Origin of the sequence: Acidovorax sp. MR-S7, assembly GCF_000400995.2 — a bacterium.
Lineage (GTDB): Bacteria > Pseudomonadota > Gammaproteobacteria > Burkholderiales > Burkholderiaceae_C > MR-S7.
Genome location: NZ_DF238900.1, coordinates 23,883 through 44,304 on the forward strand (window position 1 = coordinate 23,883; position 20,422 = coordinate 44,304).

Consider the following 20,422-nt stretch of genomic DNA (forward strand, 5'->3'; position numbering starts at 1 on the left):
ACAGAAGCACCCGTGTTCCACCTGCAAACCCTCGAACTCGTCCACTGGGACTACTGCCAGCGCGTCTCCCTGCCGCTGGACGCCTCCATCATCACCATCGCCGGCCCCAACGGCTCCGGCAAGACCACGCTGCTGGACGCCCTGCGCACGCTGCTCGGCCTGCGCTGCTCGGCCCCGCGCGACTACCGCACCTATGCGCGCCATGCGGGCGCGCAGACGGCGTGGCTGCGCGCCGTGGTGGACAACCGGCCGCAGGGGCGGCAAAGCTCCAGCCGGCCGTTCGCGCGCCGGCTGCTCTACAGCGACCAGGTGACGCTGGCCTGCCGCATCGACAAGAACGGCGGCGACTGGCAGCGCCGCTACTGCCTGCTGGAGGGCGACGTGTCCATCGAGCAGCTGGTGGACACGCCCGAGAAGGACCTGGGCTTCATGGGCGTGGAGGCCTGGGGCCGCGTGCTGTCCGCCGCCGGCCTGTCGCCGGCCATCGCGCGCGTGCTCTCGCTGGAGCAGGGTCAGACCGACCGGCTGTGCGAATTCAGCCCGCGCGAGCTGCTGCGCCTCGTGTTCGACGTGTTTGGCGACCAGCAGGTGCTGGACGCCTACGACCAGGCACGCGAGCACCAGCAGCAGCTCGCCCGCGAGATGGTGCAGGCCGAGCGCGAGCTGCAGCACAGCCGCGCGCAGCTGGCCGAGCTGCACAACCGCGTGACCAGCTACAAGACCTGGCAGATGCGGCTGGCCGAGCGCGAGCGCCTGGCCACCGAGGTGCTGCCCGTGCTCGCCTGGTGGGGCGAGCGCGAGGGGCTGGCGAAACAGTCGCGCGAGCTGCGCCGCCACAAGGCCCAGCACCGCGCCGCGCTGGCCGACCAGGCAGTGCAGAACAAGCGCCTGCTGCACCTGCTGGAGGAAAGCGCCCGCGCCCAGCAGCAGGCCGAGCAATTGCGCGTGGAGCGCGACCAGGCCCGCGCCCAGCTCGACGAAGCCACGCGCCACGAAGCGCCGCTGGAGAAACTGGCCCAGCGCGCGCAGGAACTGCTGGCCCTGGTGGACAAGGGCAGCGACGCGGGCGACCTGCAGGCCCATCTGGCCCAGCTGCAGGCGCAGGAATCGGCCCTGCAGGACGAGCGCGCCGCGCTGGCCCAGCGCCGCAAGCTGGCCGCCGCGCAGCTCGCCGCGCTGGAAGGCCAGCACCTGCCGCCGCTGCCGCCCGAGGTGCAGAAATTCCGCCGGGCGCTCAGCGCGCAAGGCATCGGCCACCGCTTCGTGGCCGAGGTGGTGGAGGTGCAGGACGAGCGCTGGCGCGCCGCCATCGAGGGCGTGCTGCGGGGCCACCGCTGGGTGGCGCTGCTGGACAAGGAACAGGACCTGGCCGAGGCCTACGAAACCGGCGAGCGCGAGCGCTACCGGCACTACATCGTCGGCCCCGGGCAGAACGCCGTAGAAACCGCCCTGCGCGGCGAGGACGGCACGCTGCTGGCGCACGTGAAGTTCACCGCCCCCGTGCCGCGCTGGCTGGTGCAGCAGCTGCAGCAGCTGCGCTGCGTGGCCGACCCGCGCGAGGGCAAGAAGCTGGGCGGCACATGGATCACGCCCCAGGCCTACATGCACGACGGGCGCGGCGCGCGCTCCATGTGGGTGGACGCGCACGAGCACCAGTTCGGCGCCGCCGCCGTGCATGCGCGCCGCACCGCGGCCGAGCGCGAGCTGGCCCGCATCGACGCGCAGCTCGCACCGGTGCTGGACACGCTGCTGGCCCTCAAGCGCCAGATCACCGACACGCGCCGCGCGCTGGAGGGCCACAGCGCCGCCGAGGAGCTGGCGCGCCGCAGCGACGAGTTCGCCCAGGCGCGCGAGCAGCTGCCCGGCGCCAGGCAGGCGCGCGTGGCCGCCGCCCAGCTCTGGCAGCGGCTGGAGCAGGACACGGGCCGCGCCCACGACCGCCACCGCGCGTTTTCCGAGGAGCACAAGCGCCTGGAGCAGCAGCTGCAGCGCGCACGCGGCGAGAGCGAGCGCGCCGCGCAGGACTGGAGCGCGCGCCGCCGCCAGCAGCAAGGCGCGGTGGCGCGCAGCCAGGCGCAGCGCGCGCAGTTCCCCGCGCGCTGGATCGCGCCCGGCGCCATCGCCCGGCTGGCCGACGAATACGTGAACGACACCCAGGCCCGCCTGCGCCTGCAGGCCGTGGAGCAGGAGCTGGAGCAGGGCGCCTGGGAGCACGACGCCACGGTGGAAGAGCGCCATCGCCGCATGGACGTGGCGGTGCGCGAGCAGGCCACGAGCCTGTCGGACCACCAGGTGAAGAACGCCCAGGCCCAGACCGCCGTGCTGAACGCGCGCGAGAGCTACATCGAGGTGCTGCGCAGCACTGTGCGCCGCTACCGCAAGAACATCCAGGAGCTGGGCCAGCTCGCGGGCGTGGAGGTGGCGGCCGACCTGCCGCTCTTGGAAAACGACGACGCCGTGCTGGCCCAGGCGGGCCTGAAGGTGCACTTCGCCTTCGACGGCAAGGGCAGCATCGGCCTGAACGACGGCGAGGCCTCGGGCGGGCAGCAGGTCATCAAGTCGCTGATCCTGCTGGTGGGCCTGCTCAAGGACGAGGAAAGCGGCTCGGGCGGCTTCGTGTTCATCGACGAGCCCTTCGCCCACCTGGACGTGCGCAACATCCAGCTCGTCGGCCACTTCCTGCGCTCCACGCGCGCGCAGTACGTGCTGACCACGCCGATCACGCACAACCTGGAAGTGTTCGAGCCCGCCGAGATCACCCTGGTCACCAGCAAGAAGCCGCGCGAGAGCCGCTGGGCACCGCCCATCGCGGTGGCCAAGCGGCGCGGCGTGCCGGAGCTGCGGCCCATCGCGGCCTGACCCTCCAAGGGGTTTCCTGCCTACATCCAGCCGCCGCTGCCGGCCTAAGATGCGGACGGCGCCGAGCGCGCAAGGAAAGGAACCCGCCCGTGGACCAGGAGGCCGTGGCCCGCACCCTGCCGCAGCGCGTGCTGGACGCGCTCATCACCCGCGACCCCCACCAGCGGCTGCGGCTGGCGATGACGGGCCTGGCCGCCCTGCTCATGCTCTGCTGCATCGCCGCCATGCACCTGGTGGCCGCCGCCGGACTGACGGCCGCGCGGCCCGTGCACTGGTGGACGCTGGCCTGCGCCACCGGCCTGGCGGCGGTCTACGCACTGATCCGCAGCGGCTACAGCAGCCGCTGGCACGATCCCGCGCTCACGCTGCTGCAGATCGTCTACGCCATCGCCTGCAATGCCACGGCCTACGTGATCGCCGGGCCGGCGCGCGGCATCGCGCTGCCCATCCTGGCGGTGATCCTGATGTTCGGCATCTTCGGCCTGACGCCGCGGCAGATGGTGGGCGTGCTGGTCTACGGGCTGGCGGTGTTCGGCCTCGCCTCGGCCGTGGTGCAGTGGTGGTACCCGCCCGGCGGCCAGCCGGCGGCGCTGGCCGGCGCCTACATGGTGATGATCGTGGTGGTGCTGCTCAGCAGCACCTTCCTCAACATGCGCATGCATGCCACGCGCGAGAAGCTGCGGCGGCAGAAGGCCGAGCTGGCGCATGCCGTGGAGCAGGTGCGCGAGCTGGCCACGCGCGACGAGCTTACCGGCCTGCCCAACCGGCGCTACATGCTGGAGATGATGCGACTGGAAGGGCTGCGCGTGCGCCGCGGCGGCCACCCGGTGCTGATGGCGCAACTGGACCTGGACCACTTCAAGGCCGTCAACGACACCCACGGCCACGCCGGCGGCGATTTGGCGCTGCAGGCTTTCGCGCGCACGGTGCTGGCCAGCGTGCGCGCCACCGACATCCTGGCGCGCTGGGGCGGCGAGGAGTTCGTGCTGCTCATGGCCGGCACCACGCCCGAGGACGGCGCGCGCCTGCTGGGGCGCGTGCGCGCGGCCGTGGCGGCGTCGCCGGTGGCGCTGCCCGCGGGCGGCACGGTGCGCCTGACCGTGTCGGTGGGCGCCGCCCGGCTGCACGCCGGCGAGACGCCCGTGGCCCTGCTGCAGCGGGCCGACGCGGCCCTCTACGAGGCCAAGCGCCAAGGCCGCGACCGCGTGGTGTGGGCGGGGCAGGATGCTCCCGAAACAATAGCTGCCAGCGCTTGATGGACAAGCGCTGGAGGCCGATTTCGCTTAAAACCTTTCCCCGAGCCACTGCTCCAGCGCCGTGAAGACGGGCTGGGCTTCGCGCTCGTTGAAGATCTCGTGGTACAGCCCCGCGAAGCCCTGCGCGGCCAACACGTCCTGCGGCGCGGCGGCGGCGAAGACCTGGCTGCCGGCGGGGTCCACGATGCGGTCGTCCTCGCCCCAGAGCAGCAGCGTGGGCACGCTCCATTGCGGCGCATGGGCCACCGTGGCGGGGCCGGCGTCGGCGATGTAGCGCGCCAGACGGGCGCAGATGCGGTCGTGGCAGCGCCGGTCGGCCCGGTAGGCGGCGACCACGTCCGCGTCATGCGACAGGAAATCCGCGCTCAGGCCGTTGCCCACGCGCAGGTTCGGCACCAGGCGCGGCAGCGTGGCCAGCAGGAGTTTCTGCACGGGGTTCAGGAAGGCGGCGAGCGCAGGCGACGAAAGCACCAGCGCCTCCACGGGCCGCACGCCCCGCGCCACCAGGTGCGCGGCCACCAGCCCGCCCATGCTGTGGCCCAGCAGCACCAGCGGCTCGCCCGGGCGCATGCGCGCGCGCGTGGCGTCGACCAGGTCGGCCAGGTCGTCTTCCAGGCGCAGGTCGCTGGTCAGGCCGCCGCGCGGGCCGCCCGACTCGCCATGGCCGTAGTGGTCGTAGCTGCGCACGGCGAACCCCCAGCCGTTCAGGCGCGCGGCGAGCACGCGGTAGCGGGCCGAGTGCTCGCCCAGCCCGTGCACGACAAGCACGGTGCCGCGCCGCTCGCGGGTGGGCAGCGGCCAGTCGCGCACGGCGAGGTTCTCGCCGTCGCCGGCGGTGAAGGGGCTCAGCGTGGACTCGGGCAGGTCCTGCATGGCGGGAGCGGTGTTCAGGCAGGCAGGGCAGCGACCACCTGGGCCACGGCGGCGGTGAGGCGCTTGGCGTAAGGCACGTGCAGGAATTCGTTGGGGCCGTGCGCATTGCTCTTGGGACCGAGCACGCCGCAGACCATCATCTGCGCCTTGGGGAAGCCCTGGCTCAGCATGTTCATGAGCGGGATGGTGCCGCCCTGGCCGATGTAGCCGCAGGGCGCGCCGAAGTGCGCCTGGCTGGCGGCGTCCAGCGCCTGGGCGAACCACGGATCGATGGCCGGGGCGTTCCAGCCACTGGCGGCGCCGTCGGGCGCGAAGGTCACGCGGGCCTGGTAGGGTGCGTTGTCCTCCAGCAAGGCCTTCATTTCCTGCACGCAGGCGCCCGCGTCCACCAGCGGCGGCAGGCGCAGGCTGAGCTTGAAGGCGGTGTAGGGGCGCAGCACGTTGCCCGCGTCCCGCAGGGCGGGGAAGCCCTCGGCGCCGGTGACGCTGAGCGTGGGCTGCCAGGTGCGGCGGATCAGCGCCTCGACCGGGTCGGTGGTGGTGGGCAGCGCGAACACCGTGCTGCCGCCGCAGTCGTGGTGCGCCCAGGGAAAGCGCTTGTAGACCTCGGCGCCCAGGATGGCGGCGGTGGCGCGCGCCTGCGCCAGGCGGTCGGCAGGCATCTCGCAGTGGAAGCTGGCGGGCAGCAGGCGCCCGGTGGCCGAGTCTTCCAGCCGGTCGAGCACCTGCCGCATGATGCGGAACGACGAGGGCACGAGCCCGGACGAGTCGCCCGAGTGCACGCCCTCGGTGAGGATCTCCACCTTCAGCGTGCCGCTGGCCATGCCGCGCAGGCTGGTGGTGAGCCAGAGCTGGTCGTAGTTGCCGGCACCCGAGTCCAGGCAGATGACCAGCGCCACGTCGCCCAGGCGCCCGCGCAGCAGGTCGATGTAGGGCAGCAGGTCGGCGGAGCCGCTCTCCTCGCAGGTCTCGATCAGGCCGACGATGCGCGGGTGCGGCACGTTCTGGCGCTGCAGCTCCTGCACCGCGGCGATGCTGGCGTAGACCGCGTAGCCGTCGTCGGCGCCACCGCGGCCGTAGAGCTTTCCGTCCTCGTACTTGGGGGTCCAGGGCCCCAGGTCGGCGCGCCAGCCCTCGAACTCGGGCTGCTTGTCCAGGTGGCCGTACATCAGGACCGTCTGCGTGGACTGCGGCCGGGTGGCCTCCACCTCGAAGAACAGCACCGGCGTGCGGCCGTCCAGGCGCACGATCTCCAGGCGCAGGCCAGCGACCTTCTGCGCCTCCACCCACTGCGCGGCGTTGCGCAGCACGGTTTCCAGATGGCCCTGCGCGCGCCAGTCGGGCGCGAAGCCGGGGGATTTGGCGGGAATGCGGATGTAGTCGGTGAGCTGGCGCAGGATGTCCTCATCCCATAGGCGGCCCACGCGCTCCAGCGCCAGGGCGGTGTCGAGTGCGGCGGCGGGCAGGCGGGCGGTCATGGCAGTTCCTCGGAGCGATGGGGAAAGGGAACAGGATACGCCAGCCCCTCCGGCCTCTGCATGGGCAGGGTAGGCGGGCCGTCGCGCGGCAGCAGGGCGCCTTCGACGCGGTTGCGCCCGGCCGCCTTGGCGGCGTAGAGCGCCTGGTCGGCGGTGTGGATCAGCAGGTCGCCGTGGTCGCCTTGCTCCAGCCGCCCGCCGCAGACGCCGATGCTCACGGTGACGGGCAGCGCCCGGCCTTCGTGCATGCAGGGCGTCTGCGCGACCGCCTGGCGCAGCACTTCGGCCAGTTCCATGGCGCCACGCAGGGGCGTGTCGGGCAGCAGCACCAGAAATTCCTCGCCGCCGTAGCGGCCCACCAGGTCCTGTGCGCGCAGGCGGGTGCGCAGCATGGCCGCCACATGGCACAGCACCTGGTCGCCGGCGAGGTGGCCGCGCGTGTCGTTGACGGCCTTGAAATGGTCGATGTCCAGCATCATCAGCGCGTAGGGCTCGCGCGTGCGTACGGCGCGCGCCACGTCACGCTCCAGCGCAGCGATGAGCGAGCGGCGGTTGGCCACGTCGGTGAGTGCATCGTGCGCCGCGAAGTGGCGGTTGGCCGCGTCGGCCCGGTCCTTGGCCATGACGATGAAGCCCAGCGACGACAGGACGACGACGATGAACGCCGCCATGAAGACGAGAGACTGCATGCCGCTGCCGCGCATCAGCCCTTCGACCGAGGTGCCGTTGGTGAGCACCAGCACGCCGCGCACCGACAGCAGCATCACCTGTAGCGCCACCCCCACCGACAGCAGCACCGCGCCGCGCAGCTGCGGCGGCGGCTGCGGCCGCCACAGTGCCCACAGGATCAGGAGCAGTTGCAGCGGCAGCAGTGTGCTCGTCACTATCAGGCGCGCGCGGTAGTCGTCGATGAACACGGCGAACAGCAGCGCCATGACGAGCACCGGCGGCACCATCCGCCGCCAGGGCATCTCCCGCCCCTGGAACTGGTGCACGGCCGCCAGCACCAGCGCGAAGGTGCCCGACAGCAGCGTGTTGGCCAGCACGATGCTGGCCCAGTCGGGCGCCACGCCGCGCAGCGTGTACAGGATGTAGGTGGCGGTGTGCAGCATCAACGCCAGCGCCCACAGGCCCATGCCCTCGCGGCGCCCCGGTTGCATGGCCGCGAGGGAGCACGCCATGGTGAGCGATGCTGCCGCAGTCATCAGCAGCATGGTGGGAACGTCGAGGTGCGGCAGCATGAGGCGAAGCGGGCGGCGGTGGCCCGAGGATAACCGTGCGCCGCCCCCTGCCCCTGAACCTGTGCGGTGCTCAGGGCAAGGTCAGGGTGCCTTTGCCGTGACCAATGCGCCCTCAGGCATGTTCGAGCGCCGGCTGCGCGGCCCGCGCGCCCAGGGCCGGCTGGGGCGGCGCGGCCTCCAGCGCCAGCGCCGCCGGCCCGTCCATGCCCGGGCCGAGCTTGAACACCTGCACCGCGCCGGCCAGGCGCGAGGCCTGCTCGCGCAGGCTGTGCGCCGCGGCGGCCGATTGCTCGACGAGGGCGGCATTCTGCTGCGTCATCTGGTCGAGCTGGCCCACGGCCTGGTTGACCTGGCCGATGCTGCCGGCCTGCTCGTCAGCGGCGACGGTGATCTCGCCGATGATGTCGCCCACGCGCTGCACGCTGCCCACGATCTCGCCCATGGTGCTGCCCGCGTCCTGCACCAGGCGCGCGCCGGACTCGACCTTCTGCACCGAGGCCTGGATGAGCTGCTTGATCTCGCGCGCCGCCTCGGCCGAGCGGCCCGCCAGGCTGCGCACTTCGCCCGCCACCACGGCGAAGCCCCGGCCCTGCTCGCCCGCGCGCGCCGCTTCCACGGCGGCGTTGAGCGCCAGGATGTTGGTCTGAAACGCGATGCCGTCGATCACACCGATGATGTCGGCGATCTTGCGCGAACTCTGGTTGATGTCGCCCATGGTGGTGACCACCTCGCCCACCACCTGCCCGCCGCGCGCGGCCACCTCCGCGGCGGACGCGGCGAGCTGGTTGGCCTGGCGCGCCGCGTCGGCCGACTGGCGCACCGTGGCGGTGAACTGGTCCATGCTCTGCGCGGTTTGCGCAAGGCTGCTGGCCGTGGCTTCGGTGCGGGCGGACAGGTCCTGGTTGCCGCTGGCGATCTCGGCGCTGGCGGTGTCGATGCTGTCCACCGCCGTGCGCACCTGCTGCAGCATCTGCACGTAGCGCTGGCGCATGCCTTCCACCTCCTGCACCAGGGCGCCGATCTCGTCGCGCCGCGTGGTGCGGAAGCTCTGGGTGAGGTCGCCGTGCGCCACGAGGGTGATGGCCTGCGTGAGCTCGGTGAGCGGCTGGCTCACGCCGCGGCGCAGCATCACGAGCAGGCCCACGCCCAGCAGCGCCACGGCCAGGGCCATCAGCCCCCACACGGCCCAGGTGATGTGGCGCTGGCCGGCCATGGCCTCGGCATCGGGCACCTCGGCCACCACCCACCAGCCGCCTTGGGTCTTGCGCATGAGTGCCCAGGGGTCGTCCGCGTCGGCATAGAGCACGGAGGCCGCGTGGCGCACGAAACCGTCCTCGGCGGCCGCCAGCGATTCCAGGAAGGGCTTGGCCTGCGGGAAGGCCTCCAGCACGCCGCGCCCGCGCGCCGCGGGGTGGTAGACGAAGCGCGCCTGCTCCAGCGAAACGCCGGGGTTGATCACGTACACGCCGCCATGCTCGAAGAAGCGCGTCTGCTCGACTTGCTTTTGCAGCATGGTGTGGAAGATGCTCACGTCGTTGCCGATGAACAGCAGCGCCACGATCTTGCCGCTGGCGTCCTTGACGGGCAGGTAGTGGCCCATGTAGGGCTTGCCCTGCACCATGACCAGGCCGGTGAAGGGCTCGCCCTTGAGCACGGCGGCATAGGCCGGGTCGGTGCGCGCAAGCGGCGTGTCCAGTTCGCGCTCGCCCTGGGCGTTCTTCACGGACGTGGTGATGCGCACGAAGTCGTCGCCCTTGCGCGCATACACGGAGGCCACGCCGCCCGTCTCCTGGGCAAACTTGTCTACCGAGCCGTAGTCGCCATTGACCAGCGCGCCGTAGCTGCGCAGTTCGCCCGCGCCTTCGTCGAGCTGCATGGTGGCCTCGAAGTACCGCTGGAAGCCCCGCATCGTGGCGCGCACCATCTCGCGGTTGGTGTTGTCGGCGGCGTCCAGCGACTGGGCCACGGCCTGCGCCGTCGTGCCCACGCTCTGCACCAGCTGCGCGCGCGTGCTGCGCTCGGTCAGCACCGCCAGCGTCGCCCCCACACCCACCAGCACCAGCGCCACCAGGCACAGCGCCATCAGCGTGACCCGGCGGGCGACGGAACGGTTGTTGGCGGACGAAGCAGCCATGGGGAGTGTCTCCTGAGATATTCGTGGTGTCCGGTTCGCTCCGGACGGGCCAACGAATCTACGGCAAACATTTAGTTACATTTATTCACGCAATCCCTTACGCGGTGTCACGTACCGGGCGGTCCGGCCTCAATCGTGCTCGAAGTGGAACACCGCCGTGCCGGCGCGCGCGTTGGGCAGCCAGCGTACCTCCCGCCCGTCCTGCAGCCCGAAGGCGTCGAGGATGCGCAGCTTGTTCTTGCCGGCCAGCACCTCGAAGTCCTTGTACGTGCCCACGCGGATGTTGGGCGTGTCGTACCACTGGTAGGGCAGGCGCCGCGTGACGGGCATGCGTCCGCGCAGCACCGACAGGCGGTTGGGCCAGTGGGCGAAATTCGGGAAGGCGACGATGCCGCTGCGCCCCACGCGAGCGGTCTCGCGCAGCATCACCTCGGCGTTGCGCAGGTGCTGCAGTGTGTCGATCTGCAAGACCACATCGAAGCTGTTGTCGGCGAACATGGCTAGCCCCTCGTCGAGGTTGAGCTGGATCACGTTCACGCCGCGGCGCACGCAAGCCAGCACGTTGGCGTCGGCGATCTCGATGCCGTAGCCGCTGCAGCCGCGCTCGCGCTGCAGCAGGTCGAGCAGCGCCCCGTCGCCGCAACCCAGGTCGAGCACGCGCGCCCCCTGGGGCACGCGGCGCGCGATGGCTTGCATGGTGGCGTGGTCGCTCATGTCGGCTCCTTGGCGATACTATCGAAATAAGAGCGAACTACGCCCATGTAGCGGTCGTCATCTAGCAGAAAGGCGTCATGCCCGTGGGGTGCGTCGATCTCGGCGTAGCTCACGTCGCGGCGGTTCTCCAGCAGGGCGTGCACGATCTCCCGGCTGCGCTGGGGCGAGAAGCGCCAGTCGGTGGTGAAGCTCACGAGCAAGAAGCGGGCGCGCGCCGCGGCCAGCGCCTGCGTGAGGCTGCCGCCATGCTGGCGCGCAGGGTCGAAGTAGTCGAGCGCGCGCGTGATGAGCAGGTAGGTGTTGGCGTCGAAGTATTCGCTGAACTTGTCGCCCTGGTAGCGCAGGTAGCTCTCGATCTGGAACTCGATGTCCTGCGTGCTGTACTTGAGCTGCATCCCCTCGCGCAGCTGGCGTCCGAACTTCTCGTTCATCACGTCGTCGCTCAGGTAGGTGATGTGGCCGATCATGCGCGCGATGCGCAGGCCTCGCTTGGGTATCACGCCGTGGCGGTAGAAGTGCCCGCCGTGGAAGTCGGGATCGGTCACGATGGCGCGGCGCGCCACCTCGTTGAAGGCGATGTTCTCGGCCGTGAGGTTGGGGGCGCTGGCCACCACCACGGCGTGGCGCATGCGCCCGGGATACTGCAGCGTCCAGCTCAGCGCCTGCATGCCGCCGAGGCTGCCGCCCATCACGGCGGCGAGCTGCTCGATGCCCAGGCAGTCCAGGAGCCGCGCCTGGGCATTCACCCAGTCCTCCACCGTGACCACGGGGAAATCGGCGCCATAGACCTCGCCTGTGTCGGGGTGGGTGTGCATGGGGCCGGTGGAGCCGAAGCACGAGCCCAGGTTGTTGACGCCGATGACAAAGAAGCGGTTGGTGTCCACCGGCTTGCCCGGCCCGATCATGTTGTCCCACCAGCCCTCGCTTTTCGGCTGGCCTTCGTAGACGCCCGCGACGTGGTGGGAGGCATTGAGCGCGTGGCACACGAGCACGGCGTTGCTCTTGTCGGCATTCAGCGTGCCGTAGGTTTCGTAGGCCAGCGTGTAGTCGCGGATCGAGGCGCCCGACTGCAGGGCGAGGGCCTCGGCGAAGTGCATGGACTGCGGTGTGGCGATGAAGGACATGAAAAAACCCGGCTGTCGCTAAAAACGAGGCCGGGTCGCATCTCCATCGGTCATGTCTTTAGCTGAATTTGTAAAGCGCCCGCAAGCGGTGGCAAATCGGCGCGTCGGCCATTATGCCAAAAGCGCCAGCAGCCCGAGCACGAGGAAGATGAGGGCCGAAACCACGTGCACCGCGCGGATCGGCACGCGCCGCGTGATGCGCTCGCCCAGCCAGACGACGGGCGCATTGGCGAGCATCATGCCCAGCGTGGTGCCGGCCACCACCCAGAGGTAGGCGCTGTACTGCGCCGCCAGCATCACCGTGGCGATCTGCGTCTTGTCGCCCATCTCGGCCAGGAAGAAGGCCACGAGCGTGGTGCCGAAGACGCCGAAGCGCGGCGCCCGGGTTGCTCCATCGTCGTCGAGCTTGTCGGGGATCAGCATCCACACGGCCATGGCGATGAACGACAGCCCCAGCACCCAGCGCAGCGCCTGCGGCCCCAGCACCGTGGTCACCCATGCGCCCACGGCCCCGGCCAGCGCATGGTTGACCACGGTGGCCACGAAAATGCCCCAGACGATAGGCCAGGGCTTGCGGAACCGCGCGGCGAGCACGAGCGAGAGCAGCTGGGTCTTGTCGCCCATTTCGGCAAGGGCGACGATGGCGGTAGAGACGAGGAAGGCTTCCATGGTGGGGGGATTTCCGGCCGGAAATAGATCGGACAGCATTGACCGCGCACCGATTCCGGCCTATGGGATCGGCGCGCAGTCAATGGTCTCGCCCAGCCCGCCATTGCGGCGGACCTCATGCACCATGGCGCCCGGTGGGCCCCAAGTCTGTTGATGCATGCCTCCTCTCGCGCCAGCGACGCAAGGGCAGGCTACTCCCCAAGGACTGGGGCGCATTGTAACGACCGCCCAGGTATTTACCCTGAAAAGTGTTGCTGCCACGCACTATCCGCCGTTTTCTGCACGCGGCAATGCCCGATAATGGTTACGCCTTTCTGCCTTGCAGGAATGCAGGCTGCGGTGTTTGGTCAGTTTCGCGTCTTTGAAGTCGTCACAGGTTTGTTGATTGCGTCAGGCTCCATCGCATTTCGTGTTTTTTTAGGAGTCCGATCATGGGCAACAAACTCTACGTGGGCAATCTGCCCTATTCCTTCCGCGACAACGACCTGGAGCAGACGTTCGGCCAATTCGGCGCCGTCCAAAGCGCCAAGGTCATGATGGAGCGCGACACCGGCCGCTCCAAGGGCTTTGGTTTCGTCGAAATGGGCAGCGATGCCGAAGCCCAGGCCGCCATCCAGGGCGTGCATGGCCAGAACTTCGGCGGCCGTGACCTGGTGGTCAACGAAGCCCGTCCGATGGAACCCCGCCCCCCCCGCAGCGGCGGTGGCTTCGGTGGCGGCGGCTACGGCGGTGGCGGTGGCCGCGGTGGCTACGGCGGCGGCCGCTCCAGCTACTGATAGCGACTGCAAATGAAGAGAGGGCCGAAAGGCCCTCTTTTTTTTGTGCCACAGGGGCGGAAAACTCCTTGTATTTCTGCCGTAGTTCTGGCACATAATATTTGCGGCGAGTTTTTTGCCTCGCCGAGGTTGCGGTGATCCGTCAGTTTCGCGCATAGGGGCGTCTTTGTGATCAACTGGCTGCGGGTTCGGGACTCCGTCGCTCTATCCAATTGTTTTTGAGGAGTCCCTTGATGGGCAACAAACTGTATGTCGGCAACCTGCCCTACACGGTGCGCGACCAAGATCTCGAGCAGGCGTTTGGCCAGTTTGGCGCCGTGACCAGCGCCAAGGTCATGATGGAGCGGGACACGGGCCGCTCCAAGGGTTTCGGCTTCGTCGAGATGGGCAGTGACGCCGAGGCACAAGACGCCATCAACGGCATGAACGGCCAGTCCCTGGGCGGCCGCAGCCTCGTGGTGAACGAAGCGCGCCCCATGGAACCCCGCCCCCCCCGCAGCGGCGGCGGCTTCGGTGGTGGCGGCGGCGGTGGTTACGGCGGCGGCCGCAGTGGCGGCGGCGGCGGTGGCTTCGGTGGTGGCGGCCGCAGCGAAGGCGGCTTCCGCAGCCCGTATGGCGCGGGTCCGCGTGGCGGCGGCGGTGGTGGCCGCGGCGGCTACGGTGGCGGCGGCAACAGCTACTGAGGCCCACCAGCGCACAAGACAGGCTCCCTCGGGAGCCTTTTTTCTTGGCCCCGCGCCGTTCAGGAGCGGCCTTCTCCCTGCCGGTGCTTGCGCGGGCGTCCGGCCAGCACGCGGTCGAACAGGGCATTGGGCAGCACGCGCAGCAGCTTGGCCACCACCCCCATCTGCCAGGGAATGACGCGGTAGCTCGCGCCCGCCTCGATGGCTTTGAACGCCTGGTCGGCAAAGTCCTCGGCCCGCATCAGGAAGGGCATGGCGTAGCGGTTCTCGCGCGTGAGCGGCGTATCCACGTAGCCGGGGCAGATCGTCACCACCCGCACGCCACTGGCGCGCAGCTCGCCGCGCAGGCTTTCGCAGTAGCTGATCGCCGCCGCCTTGCTGGCGCAGTAGGCGCCGTGGCCGGGCAGGCCCCGGATGCCCGCCACGCTGCCGATGCCCACCAGCCGCCCGCTGCCGCGCAGCGCCATGGGCGCCACGAAGGGCTGGAAGGTGGCAGCCATGCCGACGTTGTTGGTGGCGAAGGTGCGTGCCATGACGTCGATGTCGCTGCGCTCGGCCGTGTCCATGCCGATGCTGATGCCGGCGTTGGCGATGACCACGTCAGGCAGCCCCTGCCGCTCCAGGCAGGACTGGCCGGCCGCCATGATGCGGTCGGGCTGCGCGATATCAGCACTATAAATTTCATAGCTACTTGCGCTTATCCCGCAAGCGCTAGCCCATGATTTTATGAAATCCTCCCTGCGGGCCGACAGCGCCAGCCGCCAGCCGGCCTGGTGGTAGCGCAGGGCCAGCGCGCGGCCGATGCCGCTGGAGGCGCCGGTGATGAAGACCAGGGGCGCGGCAGCGGCCATGGGCATCAGCGGCGGGCGGGAGCAGGCATCAGGGTGCCGTGCACGCGGCCCTGCAGGCGCAGGGTCTGGTCCAGATGGTCGTAGTCCATGCTGTCGGCGGTGAAGGTGTCGGTGCCGCGCGTGAGCGTGACGGGCCGGTCCGAGCGCACCCGCTCGTCGTTCACCCAGGCATGCAAGAATTCGCCGCGGAATTCCAGACGCGGCAGCGGCTGGCGGCCGGCGCGGGCCGTGTACTCGCGCGTGACGACGGCGTTGCCGAAGAGCTGGACCTCCGACCCGTCGGCGTTGGTCACGGCGCGGTTGGCGGTGGCCGTGGTGATGCGGCCTTCGGCGTTCACGGCGCGCATGCGCACCTGGTCGATCTCCAGCGTGTCGGTATCGAGGTAGTGCCGCGCCAGGGTGCCGCGCACCTCGCTGTGCAAGCGGCCCGTGGCATCGAAGCTCTTCACGGAGAAGTCGCGCATGTAGTAGTCGGGCTCGTGGCGCACTTCCTGCTCCTGGGCGGGCGCCAGGGGCTTGGGCGCGTTGCGCACCAGCCACCACGTGCCCAGTGCCAGCAGGCCCATGAGTACCACGGGCAGGTAGAGGGACAGGCGCTCCCACGCCTGGCGCAGGGGCTGGCTCATCCGGCGTGCGCAGCCAGCAGGCCGGCGTAGCGGCCGCTGGCGGCGAGCAGCAGGTCGCAGAATTCCCGCGCGGCGCCGCTTCCGCCGGGTGCCGCCGTGGTGTAGTGGGCCACGGCCCGGGCCTCGATGTGTGCCTGGGCGGGCGCGCAGGCGAAGGCCGCGCGGCGCATGACGGGCAGGTCGGGCCAGTCGTCGCCCATGGCCGCGGCCTGCGTCCAGCCCAGGCCCAGTTCGGCCAGGATGGCTTCGGCCGCGGGGCGCTTGTCCTCTGTGCCGAAGCGCGCATGCGCCACGCCCAGCGCTTTCAGGCGCAGGCGCAGCGCTGGCGCGTCGCGGCCGGTGACCACGGCGGGCGTGATGCCGGCCTGCTGCAGCAGCTTGATGCCGTGGCCGTCGAGGGTGTGGAAGCGCTTGAGCGTCTCGCCCGCCTCGGTGAAGTAGAGGCTTCCGTCGGTCAGCACGCCGTCCACGTCGAAGAAAGCCACGCGCACGTCCTGCGCGCGCAACAGCAGTTCAGGGTCGAATTGCAGCGCGGGGGAAAGAGAAGGCAGCGCGTGCATCAGATGACCTTGGCGCGCATCAGGTCGCCGATGTGCACGACGCCCACCAGCACGCCGTCCGTGTCAGTGACCAGCACGCTGGTGATCGCGTGCTGTTCCATGGCCTGGGCGGCGTCGGCCGCCAGGGCATCGGCGGCGATGGTGCGGGGGTGCGGGTGCATGAGGTCCTCGGCGTGCAGGGCGCGCAGGTCCGCACCGGCCTCGATACGGCGGCGCAGGTCGCCGTCGGTGAAGATGCCCACGGGGCGGCCGGCGGCGTCCACCACGGCGGAGGCGCCCACGCCCTTGGCGCTCATCTCGCGCATCAGCTCGCTGAAGCCGGCCTGGGGCGAGACGCGTGGCACTTCCGTGCCCATGCGCATGACGTCGCGCACGTGGGTGAGCAGCCGGCGGCCCAGCGCCCCCCCCGGGTGGGAGCGCGCGAAGTCTTCCGGGCGGAAGCCGCGCGCATCCAGCAGCGCCACGGCCAGCGCGTCGCCCATGGCCAGTTGCGCGGTGGTGCTGGTGGTGGGGGCCAGGTTGAGCGGGCAGGCCTCGCGCACCACGCCGCAGTCGAGCACCAGATCGGCATGGCGCGCCAGCGTGGACTGCAGGCCGCCGGTCATGGCGATCAGAGGCACGCCCTGGCGCTTGAGCACGGGCAGCAGCACGGTGATCTCCTGGCTTTCGCCGCTGTTGGAGATGGCCAGCACCAGGTCGCCCCCCGCCACCATGCCGAGGTCGCCATGGCTGGCCTCGGCCGGGTGCACGAAGAAGGCGGGGGTGCCGGTGGAGGCCAGCGTGGCCGCGATCTTGCGGCCCACGTGGCCGCTCTTGCCCATGCCCATGACGATCACGCGGCCGGCCGTCGCCAGCACGCGCTGAACCGCCTGCACGAAGGCCGGGCCCAGGCGCGCGCCCATGTGCGCCAGCGCCGCGGCCTCGATGTCGAAGGTCTCCCGTCCCAGGCGCAGGACCTGCTGGGCATCGAAGGGAGTGGCGGCTGCTGCGGCGGCGGTAGGCATGGGCGGATTCTATCGGCCGCCCTGGCAGGCGCTCGGCTAGGATGGCGCATGTCCTCGCTGGCACTGACCCTGCTGTACCTGCTGGCCGCCGTGCTGGGCGTGGTGGCCTGCCGCACACTCAAGCTGCCGCCCATGATGGGCTACCTGGCGGCGGGCATCCTGATCGGGCCGCACGCACTGGCGCTCACGCAGAATTCCGAAGGGGTGCGCCACCTGGGCGAGTTCGGCGTGGTGTTCCTCATGTTCACCATCGGGCTGGAATTCAGCCTGCCCAAGCTGCGCGCCATGCGCCGCCACGTGTTCGGCCTGGGGATGCTGCAGGTGGCGCTGTCCATGGCCGCCTTCACCACCGCCCTGCTGCTGCTCTCGCGCCTGGCCGGGGGGGTGTGGGACATGGGCTGGCAGACGGCCCTGGCGCTGGGCGGCACGCTGACGATGAGCAGCACGGCGATCGTGGTCAAGCTCATGTCCGAGCGCGGCGAGCTGGAGAGCGAGCACGGCCGGCGCGTGCTCGGCATCCTGCTGTTCCAGGACCTGGCCGTGGTGCCGCTGCTGGTGCTGGTGCCGGCCCTGGGATCGTCGTCCGACCAGCTGCTGCTGGCGCTGGGCCTGGCCCTGCTCAAGGCCACCGTGCTCGTGGGCCTGCTGCTGGCGGGCGGCCAGCGCGTGATGCGCTGGTGGCTCACGCTGGTGGCGCGGCGCAAGAGCGAGGAGCTGTTCATGCTCAACCTGCTGCTGGTGACGCTGGGGCTGGCCTGGCTCACCGAGCAGGCCGGCCTGTCGCTGGCGCTGGGCGCATTCATCGCCGGCGTGCTGGTGTCGGAGACCGAATACCGCCACCAGGTGGGCACGGACATCCGCCCCTTCCACGACGTGCTGCTGGGCCTGTTCTTCATCACCGTGGGCATGATGCTGGACTGGCATATCCTGCTGGAGCGCTGGGCGCTGGTGCTGCTGCTGCTGGCCGGGCCGCTGCTGCTCAAGACGGCGATCATCTTCGCGCTGGCCCGGGGGCTGGGGGCGACATCCGGGGTGTCGCTGCGCACAGCGCTCTACGCGGCCCAGGCGGGCGAGTTCGGCTTCGTGCTGCTGTCGCTGATGCAGGTGCACGAGCTGGTCCAGCCCTCGCTCATGAACCCGGTGCTCGCCGCCATGGTGCTGTCGATGCTGGCCACGCCCTTCCTCATCCAGTACAGCAACCGCATCGTGATGAAGCTCGTCGCCAGCGACTGGCTGCAGCAGTCGCTGCAGGTGACCAGCATCGCGCGGCTGTCCATCAACACCAGCGGGCACGTGCTGATCTGCGGCTACGGCCGCTGCGGGCAGAACCTGGCGCGCATGCTGGAGCGCGAGGGCATCCCCTACCTGGCGCTGGACCTGGACCCCGACCGCGTGCGCCAGGCCGCCGCCGCGGGCAACTCCGTGGTCTTCGGCGACGCCACGCGCCTGCAGGCCCTGATGGCCGCGGGCCTGGCGCGCGCGGCCGCCGTGGCGGTCACCTATCTGGACACGCCCTCGGCCCTCAAGGTGCTGGAACAGACGCGCACCCACGCGCCCCATGTGCCCGTGGTGGTGCGCACGCAGGACGACGCCGACCTGGACCGGCTGCAGACCGCCGGCGCCACCGAGGTGGTGCCCGAGGCCATCGAAGGCTCGCTGATGCTGGCCAGCCACGCCCTGGCCCTCGTGGGCGTGCCCATGCGGCGCGTGCTGCGCCTGGTGCGCGACCAGCGCGACGCGCGCTACGGCTTGCTGCGCGGCTACTTCCATGGCGCGGACGACGACACGCCCAGCGAACGCGACCAGGAGCGCCTGTCCTCCATCACCCTCCCGCCGGGCGCCGCCGCGGTGGGCCAGGAGCCCGACACGCTGCCCCTGGAGGCGATCGGCGCGCGGCTCGTCAACGTGCGCCGGGCCCACGGCCGCGTGCGCGGCGAGGCTGCGGCGCCGCTGGCCGAAGGCGACACGCTGGTGCTGAGCGGACACCCCACCGCGCTGGGACTGGCGGAAGAGAAGCTGCTGCGCGGTTAGCATCGCGCCTGCCCTCTCACCGCTCCACTGCCCATGTCTTCCCTCAACGTCAACGACTACCTGCGCCAGCACATCCGCACCGTGCCCGACTGGCCCGCGCCGGGGGTGCAGTTCCGCGACATCACGCCGCTGCTGCAGGACCCCAAGGTGTTCCGCGTGCTGATCGACGCCTTCGTCCACCGCTACATGGACCGCGCGCTGCGCCCCGACGTCGTGGCAGGCCTGGACGCACGCGGCTTCATCCTCGGGGCCGTGGTGGCCTACGAGCTGAACGTGGGCTTCGTGCCCATCCGCAAGAAGGGCAAGCTGCCCTTCACCACGGTGGAGGAAACCTACGAGCTGGAATACGGCAGCGCCACCGTGGAGCTGCATGCCGACGCCGTCCAGCCCGGCGACAAGGTGCTGCTGATCGACGACCTGATCGCCACCGGCGGCACCATGATGGCCGGCAAGAAACTGCTGGAGAAGCTCGGCGCCACCGTCATGGAAGGCGCCGCCATCGTGGACCTGCCCGAGTTGGGCGGATCGGCGCGGCTGCGCGCCACGGGCCTGCCGCTCTACACGCTGGTGGATTTCAGCGGCCACTGACCAGCGGAGGGCGGGCCCGAGGGCCCGCAACCTCAGCGCAGGTCGCCGTACTGGGTCGTGCTCAGATCGGAAACGCGCCCGTCCTGCCCCGGCATCACCGTGTCCTCGAACCCCGTGGGAGCGGGCGCCGGCGGCAGCAGCGGGCCGCTGCGCGTGGTCACGCCCAGGGGCGGCGGAGGCGCCACAGGGCGGGTGGCGGCCGCATGCACCAGCGCCTGCTTGAAGGCGGCCACCTCATCGGCCTCGATGGGCTCGAAGCGCGGCGTGGTGCGCGCCGCAGCAGGGGGAGCGGGCGGGACCAGGGGCGCGGGACGGGAGGACAGCACCGGGTTGCCGTTGCGCGCAGGCGCCGGCCGCGGCGCGGCGATGATGAGCGACGTGGGCGACGTGGGCGCAAGGGGCGCCGGTGCCGTGCCGGTTGCTGCTGCGGGCGCGGCCGCAGCACGGCGGGAGCCCGCGGCCTGGTCGTTGACGCGCCAGTACACCGCCGTCACCAGGATGTCGAAGCGCGTGCGCGCCGCCTGCGCGATCATCGCCTCGATTTCGCTCAGCCGCGCGGTGTCGCTGCCGTATTCCGGCACCAGGTCCATCATCACCAGGAACTGGGCGCCGCGCTGGTCCAGCGACAGGACCTTGAACTTGTAGCCCGCGGACAGCACGCCCGCCCGCACCATGGCGTCGCGCACCACGGTGTAGAGCAGTTCGCGGCGCTCCATGCGCTCGTTCTTGCGGCCGGCCAGTTGCTCCGGCGTCGGCTGCGGCTCCAGCAGGGGCTTGCTGTTGCGCGCCCCGGCCAGGGGCGCAGCCTCCGCCCTCAACGGCGGGGCTGCCGGGCGCGGGCGCGCAGCGGGCGCCTTGGCCTGGGGTTTGCGGAAGAACCAGCTGAACAGCGACATGCCATGCCTTCGTCGGGAGCGCACTTGAAAAACGGCTGACAGTGTACTGCGCGCCCTTG

18 protein-coding genes are annotated in these 20,422 nt (G+C 70.7%); 6 read left to right on the forward strand and 12 right to left on the reverse strand.

Features of this window, described 5'->3' with window-relative positions; translation table 11 throughout:
- The first annotated feature begins 12 nt into the window (after window positions 1–12).
- Together AVS7_RS04595 and AVS7_RS04600 are read left to right on the forward strand one after the other, a co-directional pair.
- A complete protein-coding gene (locus tag AVS7_RS04595) occupies window positions 13–2,859 on the forward strand; it encodes an ATP-binding protein (RefSeq protein ID WP_020227242.1) in 2,847 nt (948 codons plus the stop codon).
- 89 nt (window positions 2,860–2,948) lie between these two features.
- Window positions 2,949–4,115: a sensor domain-containing diguanylate cyclase gene (locus tag AVS7_RS04600; RefSeq protein WP_020227243.1), complete on the forward strand. Its 1,167-nt coding sequence runs from the start codon at window positions 2,949–2,951 to the stop codon at window positions 4,113–4,115.
- A gap of 27 nt (window positions 4,116–4,142) precedes the next feature.
- Here AVS7_RS04600 and AVS7_RS04605 read toward each other — a convergent pair whose 3' ends face one another.
- The 7 genes from AVS7_RS04605 to AVS7_RS04635 form a co-directional block, all read right to left on the reverse strand.
- Window positions 4,143–4,988, reverse strand: coding sequence for an alpha/beta hydrolase (locus AVS7_RS04605; RefSeq protein ID WP_020227244.1), 846 nt, complete (start codon window positions 4,986–4,988; stop codon window positions 4,143–4,145).
- 14 nt (window positions 4,989–5,002) lie between these two features.
- The gene (locus tag AVS7_RS04610; protein WP_020227245.1) at window positions 5,003–6,466 is read right to left on the reverse strand and encodes a M20 family metallopeptidase; all 1,464 of its coding nucleotides are present in this window, start codon (window positions 6,464–6,466) and stop codon (window positions 5,003–5,005) included.
- Window positions 6,463–7,707, reverse strand: a complete 1,245-nt coding sequence (locus tag AVS7_RS04615) for a GGDEF domain-containing protein (RefSeq protein ID WP_020227246.1) — start codon at window positions 7,705–7,707, stop codon at window positions 6,463–6,465. The genes AVS7_RS04610 and AVS7_RS04615 overlap by 4 nt, the downstream gene beginning before the upstream one ends.
- Before the next feature lie 112 nt (window positions 7,708–7,819).
- A complete protein-coding gene (locus AVS7_RS04620) occupies window positions 7,820–9,841 on the reverse strand; it encodes a methyl-accepting chemotaxis protein (protein WP_020227247.1) in 2,022 nt (673 codons plus the stop codon).
- A 129-nt stretch (window positions 9,842–9,970) separates the two neighbouring features.
- Window positions 9,971–10,555: a methionine biosynthesis protein MetW gene (gene metW, locus AVS7_RS04625; protein WP_020227248.1), complete on the reverse strand. Its 585-nt coding sequence runs from the start codon at window positions 10,553–10,555 to the stop codon at window positions 9,971–9,973.
- Entirely contained in the window at window positions 10,552–11,679 is a 1,128-nt protein-coding gene (locus AVS7_RS04630; RefSeq protein WP_020227249.1) for a homoserine O-acetyltransferase, read from the reverse strand. Before AVS7_RS04630 ends, metW begins: the two co-directional genes overlap by 4 nt.
- 111 nt (window positions 11,680–11,790) lie before the next feature.
- Window positions 11,791–12,348, reverse strand: coding sequence for a TMEM165/GDT1 family protein (locus AVS7_RS04635; RefSeq protein WP_020227250.1), 558 nt, complete (start codon window positions 12,346–12,348; stop codon window positions 11,791–11,793).
- Window positions 12,349–12,779: 431 nt separating this feature from the next.
- Here AVS7_RS04635 and AVS7_RS04640 point away from each other — a divergent pair, with 431 nt between their 5' ends.
- Both AVS7_RS04640 and AVS7_RS04645 read left to right on the forward strand, forming a co-directional pair.
- Entirely contained in the window at window positions 12,780–13,124 is a 345-nt protein-coding gene (locus tag AVS7_RS04640; RefSeq protein WP_020227251.1) for an RNA-binding protein, read from the forward strand.
- A 233-nt stretch (window positions 13,125–13,357) separates the two neighbouring features.
- Complete coding sequence (locus AVS7_RS04645) at window positions 13,358–13,807, forward strand: RNA-binding protein (protein ID WP_020227252.1); 450 nt, start codon at window positions 13,358–13,360, stop codon at window positions 13,805–13,807.
- A 59-nt stretch (window positions 13,808–13,866) separates the two neighbouring features.
- Here AVS7_RS04645 and AVS7_RS04650 read toward each other — a convergent pair whose 3' ends face one another.
- The 4 genes from AVS7_RS04650 to AVS7_RS04665 are packed head-to-tail and all read right to left on the reverse strand — an operon-like array spanning window position 13,867 to window position 16,848.
- The gene (locus AVS7_RS04650) at window positions 13,867–14,664 is read right to left on the reverse strand and encodes an SDR family oxidoreductase (RefSeq protein ID WP_020227253.1); all 798 of its coding nucleotides are present in this window, start codon (window positions 14,662–14,664) and stop codon (window positions 13,867–13,869) included.
- Window positions 14,664–15,284: an LPS export ABC transporter periplasmic protein LptC gene (gene lptC / locus AVS7_RS04655; RefSeq protein ID WP_020227254.1), complete on the reverse strand. Its 621-nt coding sequence runs from the start codon at window positions 15,282–15,284 to the stop codon at window positions 14,664–14,666. Before lptC ends, AVS7_RS04650 begins: the two co-directional genes overlap by 1 nt.
- The gene (locus tag AVS7_RS04660; protein WP_020227255.1) at window positions 15,281–15,844 is read right to left on the reverse strand and encodes an HAD family hydrolase; all 564 of its coding nucleotides are present in this window, start codon (window positions 15,842–15,844) and stop codon (window positions 15,281–15,283) included. Before AVS7_RS04660 ends, lptC begins: the two co-directional genes overlap by 4 nt.
- Complete coding sequence (locus AVS7_RS04665; protein WP_020227256.1) at window positions 15,844–16,848, reverse strand: SIS domain-containing protein; 1,005 nt, start codon at window positions 16,846–16,848, stop codon at window positions 15,844–15,846. Before AVS7_RS04665 ends, AVS7_RS04660 begins: the two co-directional genes overlap by 1 nt.
- A 48-nt stretch (window positions 16,849–16,896) precedes the next feature.
- Here AVS7_RS04665 and AVS7_RS04670 point away from each other — a divergent pair, with 48 nt between their 5' ends.
- Together AVS7_RS04670 and AVS7_RS04675 are read left to right on the forward strand one after the other, a co-directional pair.
- Complete coding sequence (locus AVS7_RS04670; protein WP_020227257.1) at window positions 16,897–18,879, forward strand: monovalent cation:proton antiporter-2 (CPA2) family protein; 1,983 nt, start codon at window positions 16,897–16,899, stop codon at window positions 18,877–18,879.
- Window positions 18,880–18,912: 33 nt separating this feature from the next.
- A complete protein-coding gene (locus tag AVS7_RS04675; protein WP_020227258.1) occupies window positions 18,913–19,467 on the forward strand; it encodes an adenine phosphoribosyltransferase in 555 nt (184 codons plus the stop codon).
- A gap of 32 nt (window positions 19,468–19,499) precedes the next feature.
- Here the strand turns inward: AVS7_RS04675 and AVS7_RS04680 are convergent, their stop codons facing one another.
- Window positions 19,500–20,363, reverse strand: a complete 864-nt coding sequence (locus AVS7_RS04680) for a hypothetical protein (protein WP_020227259.1) — start codon at window positions 20,361–20,363, stop codon at window positions 19,500–19,502.
- Window positions 20,364–20,422 lie beyond the last annotated feature (59 nt).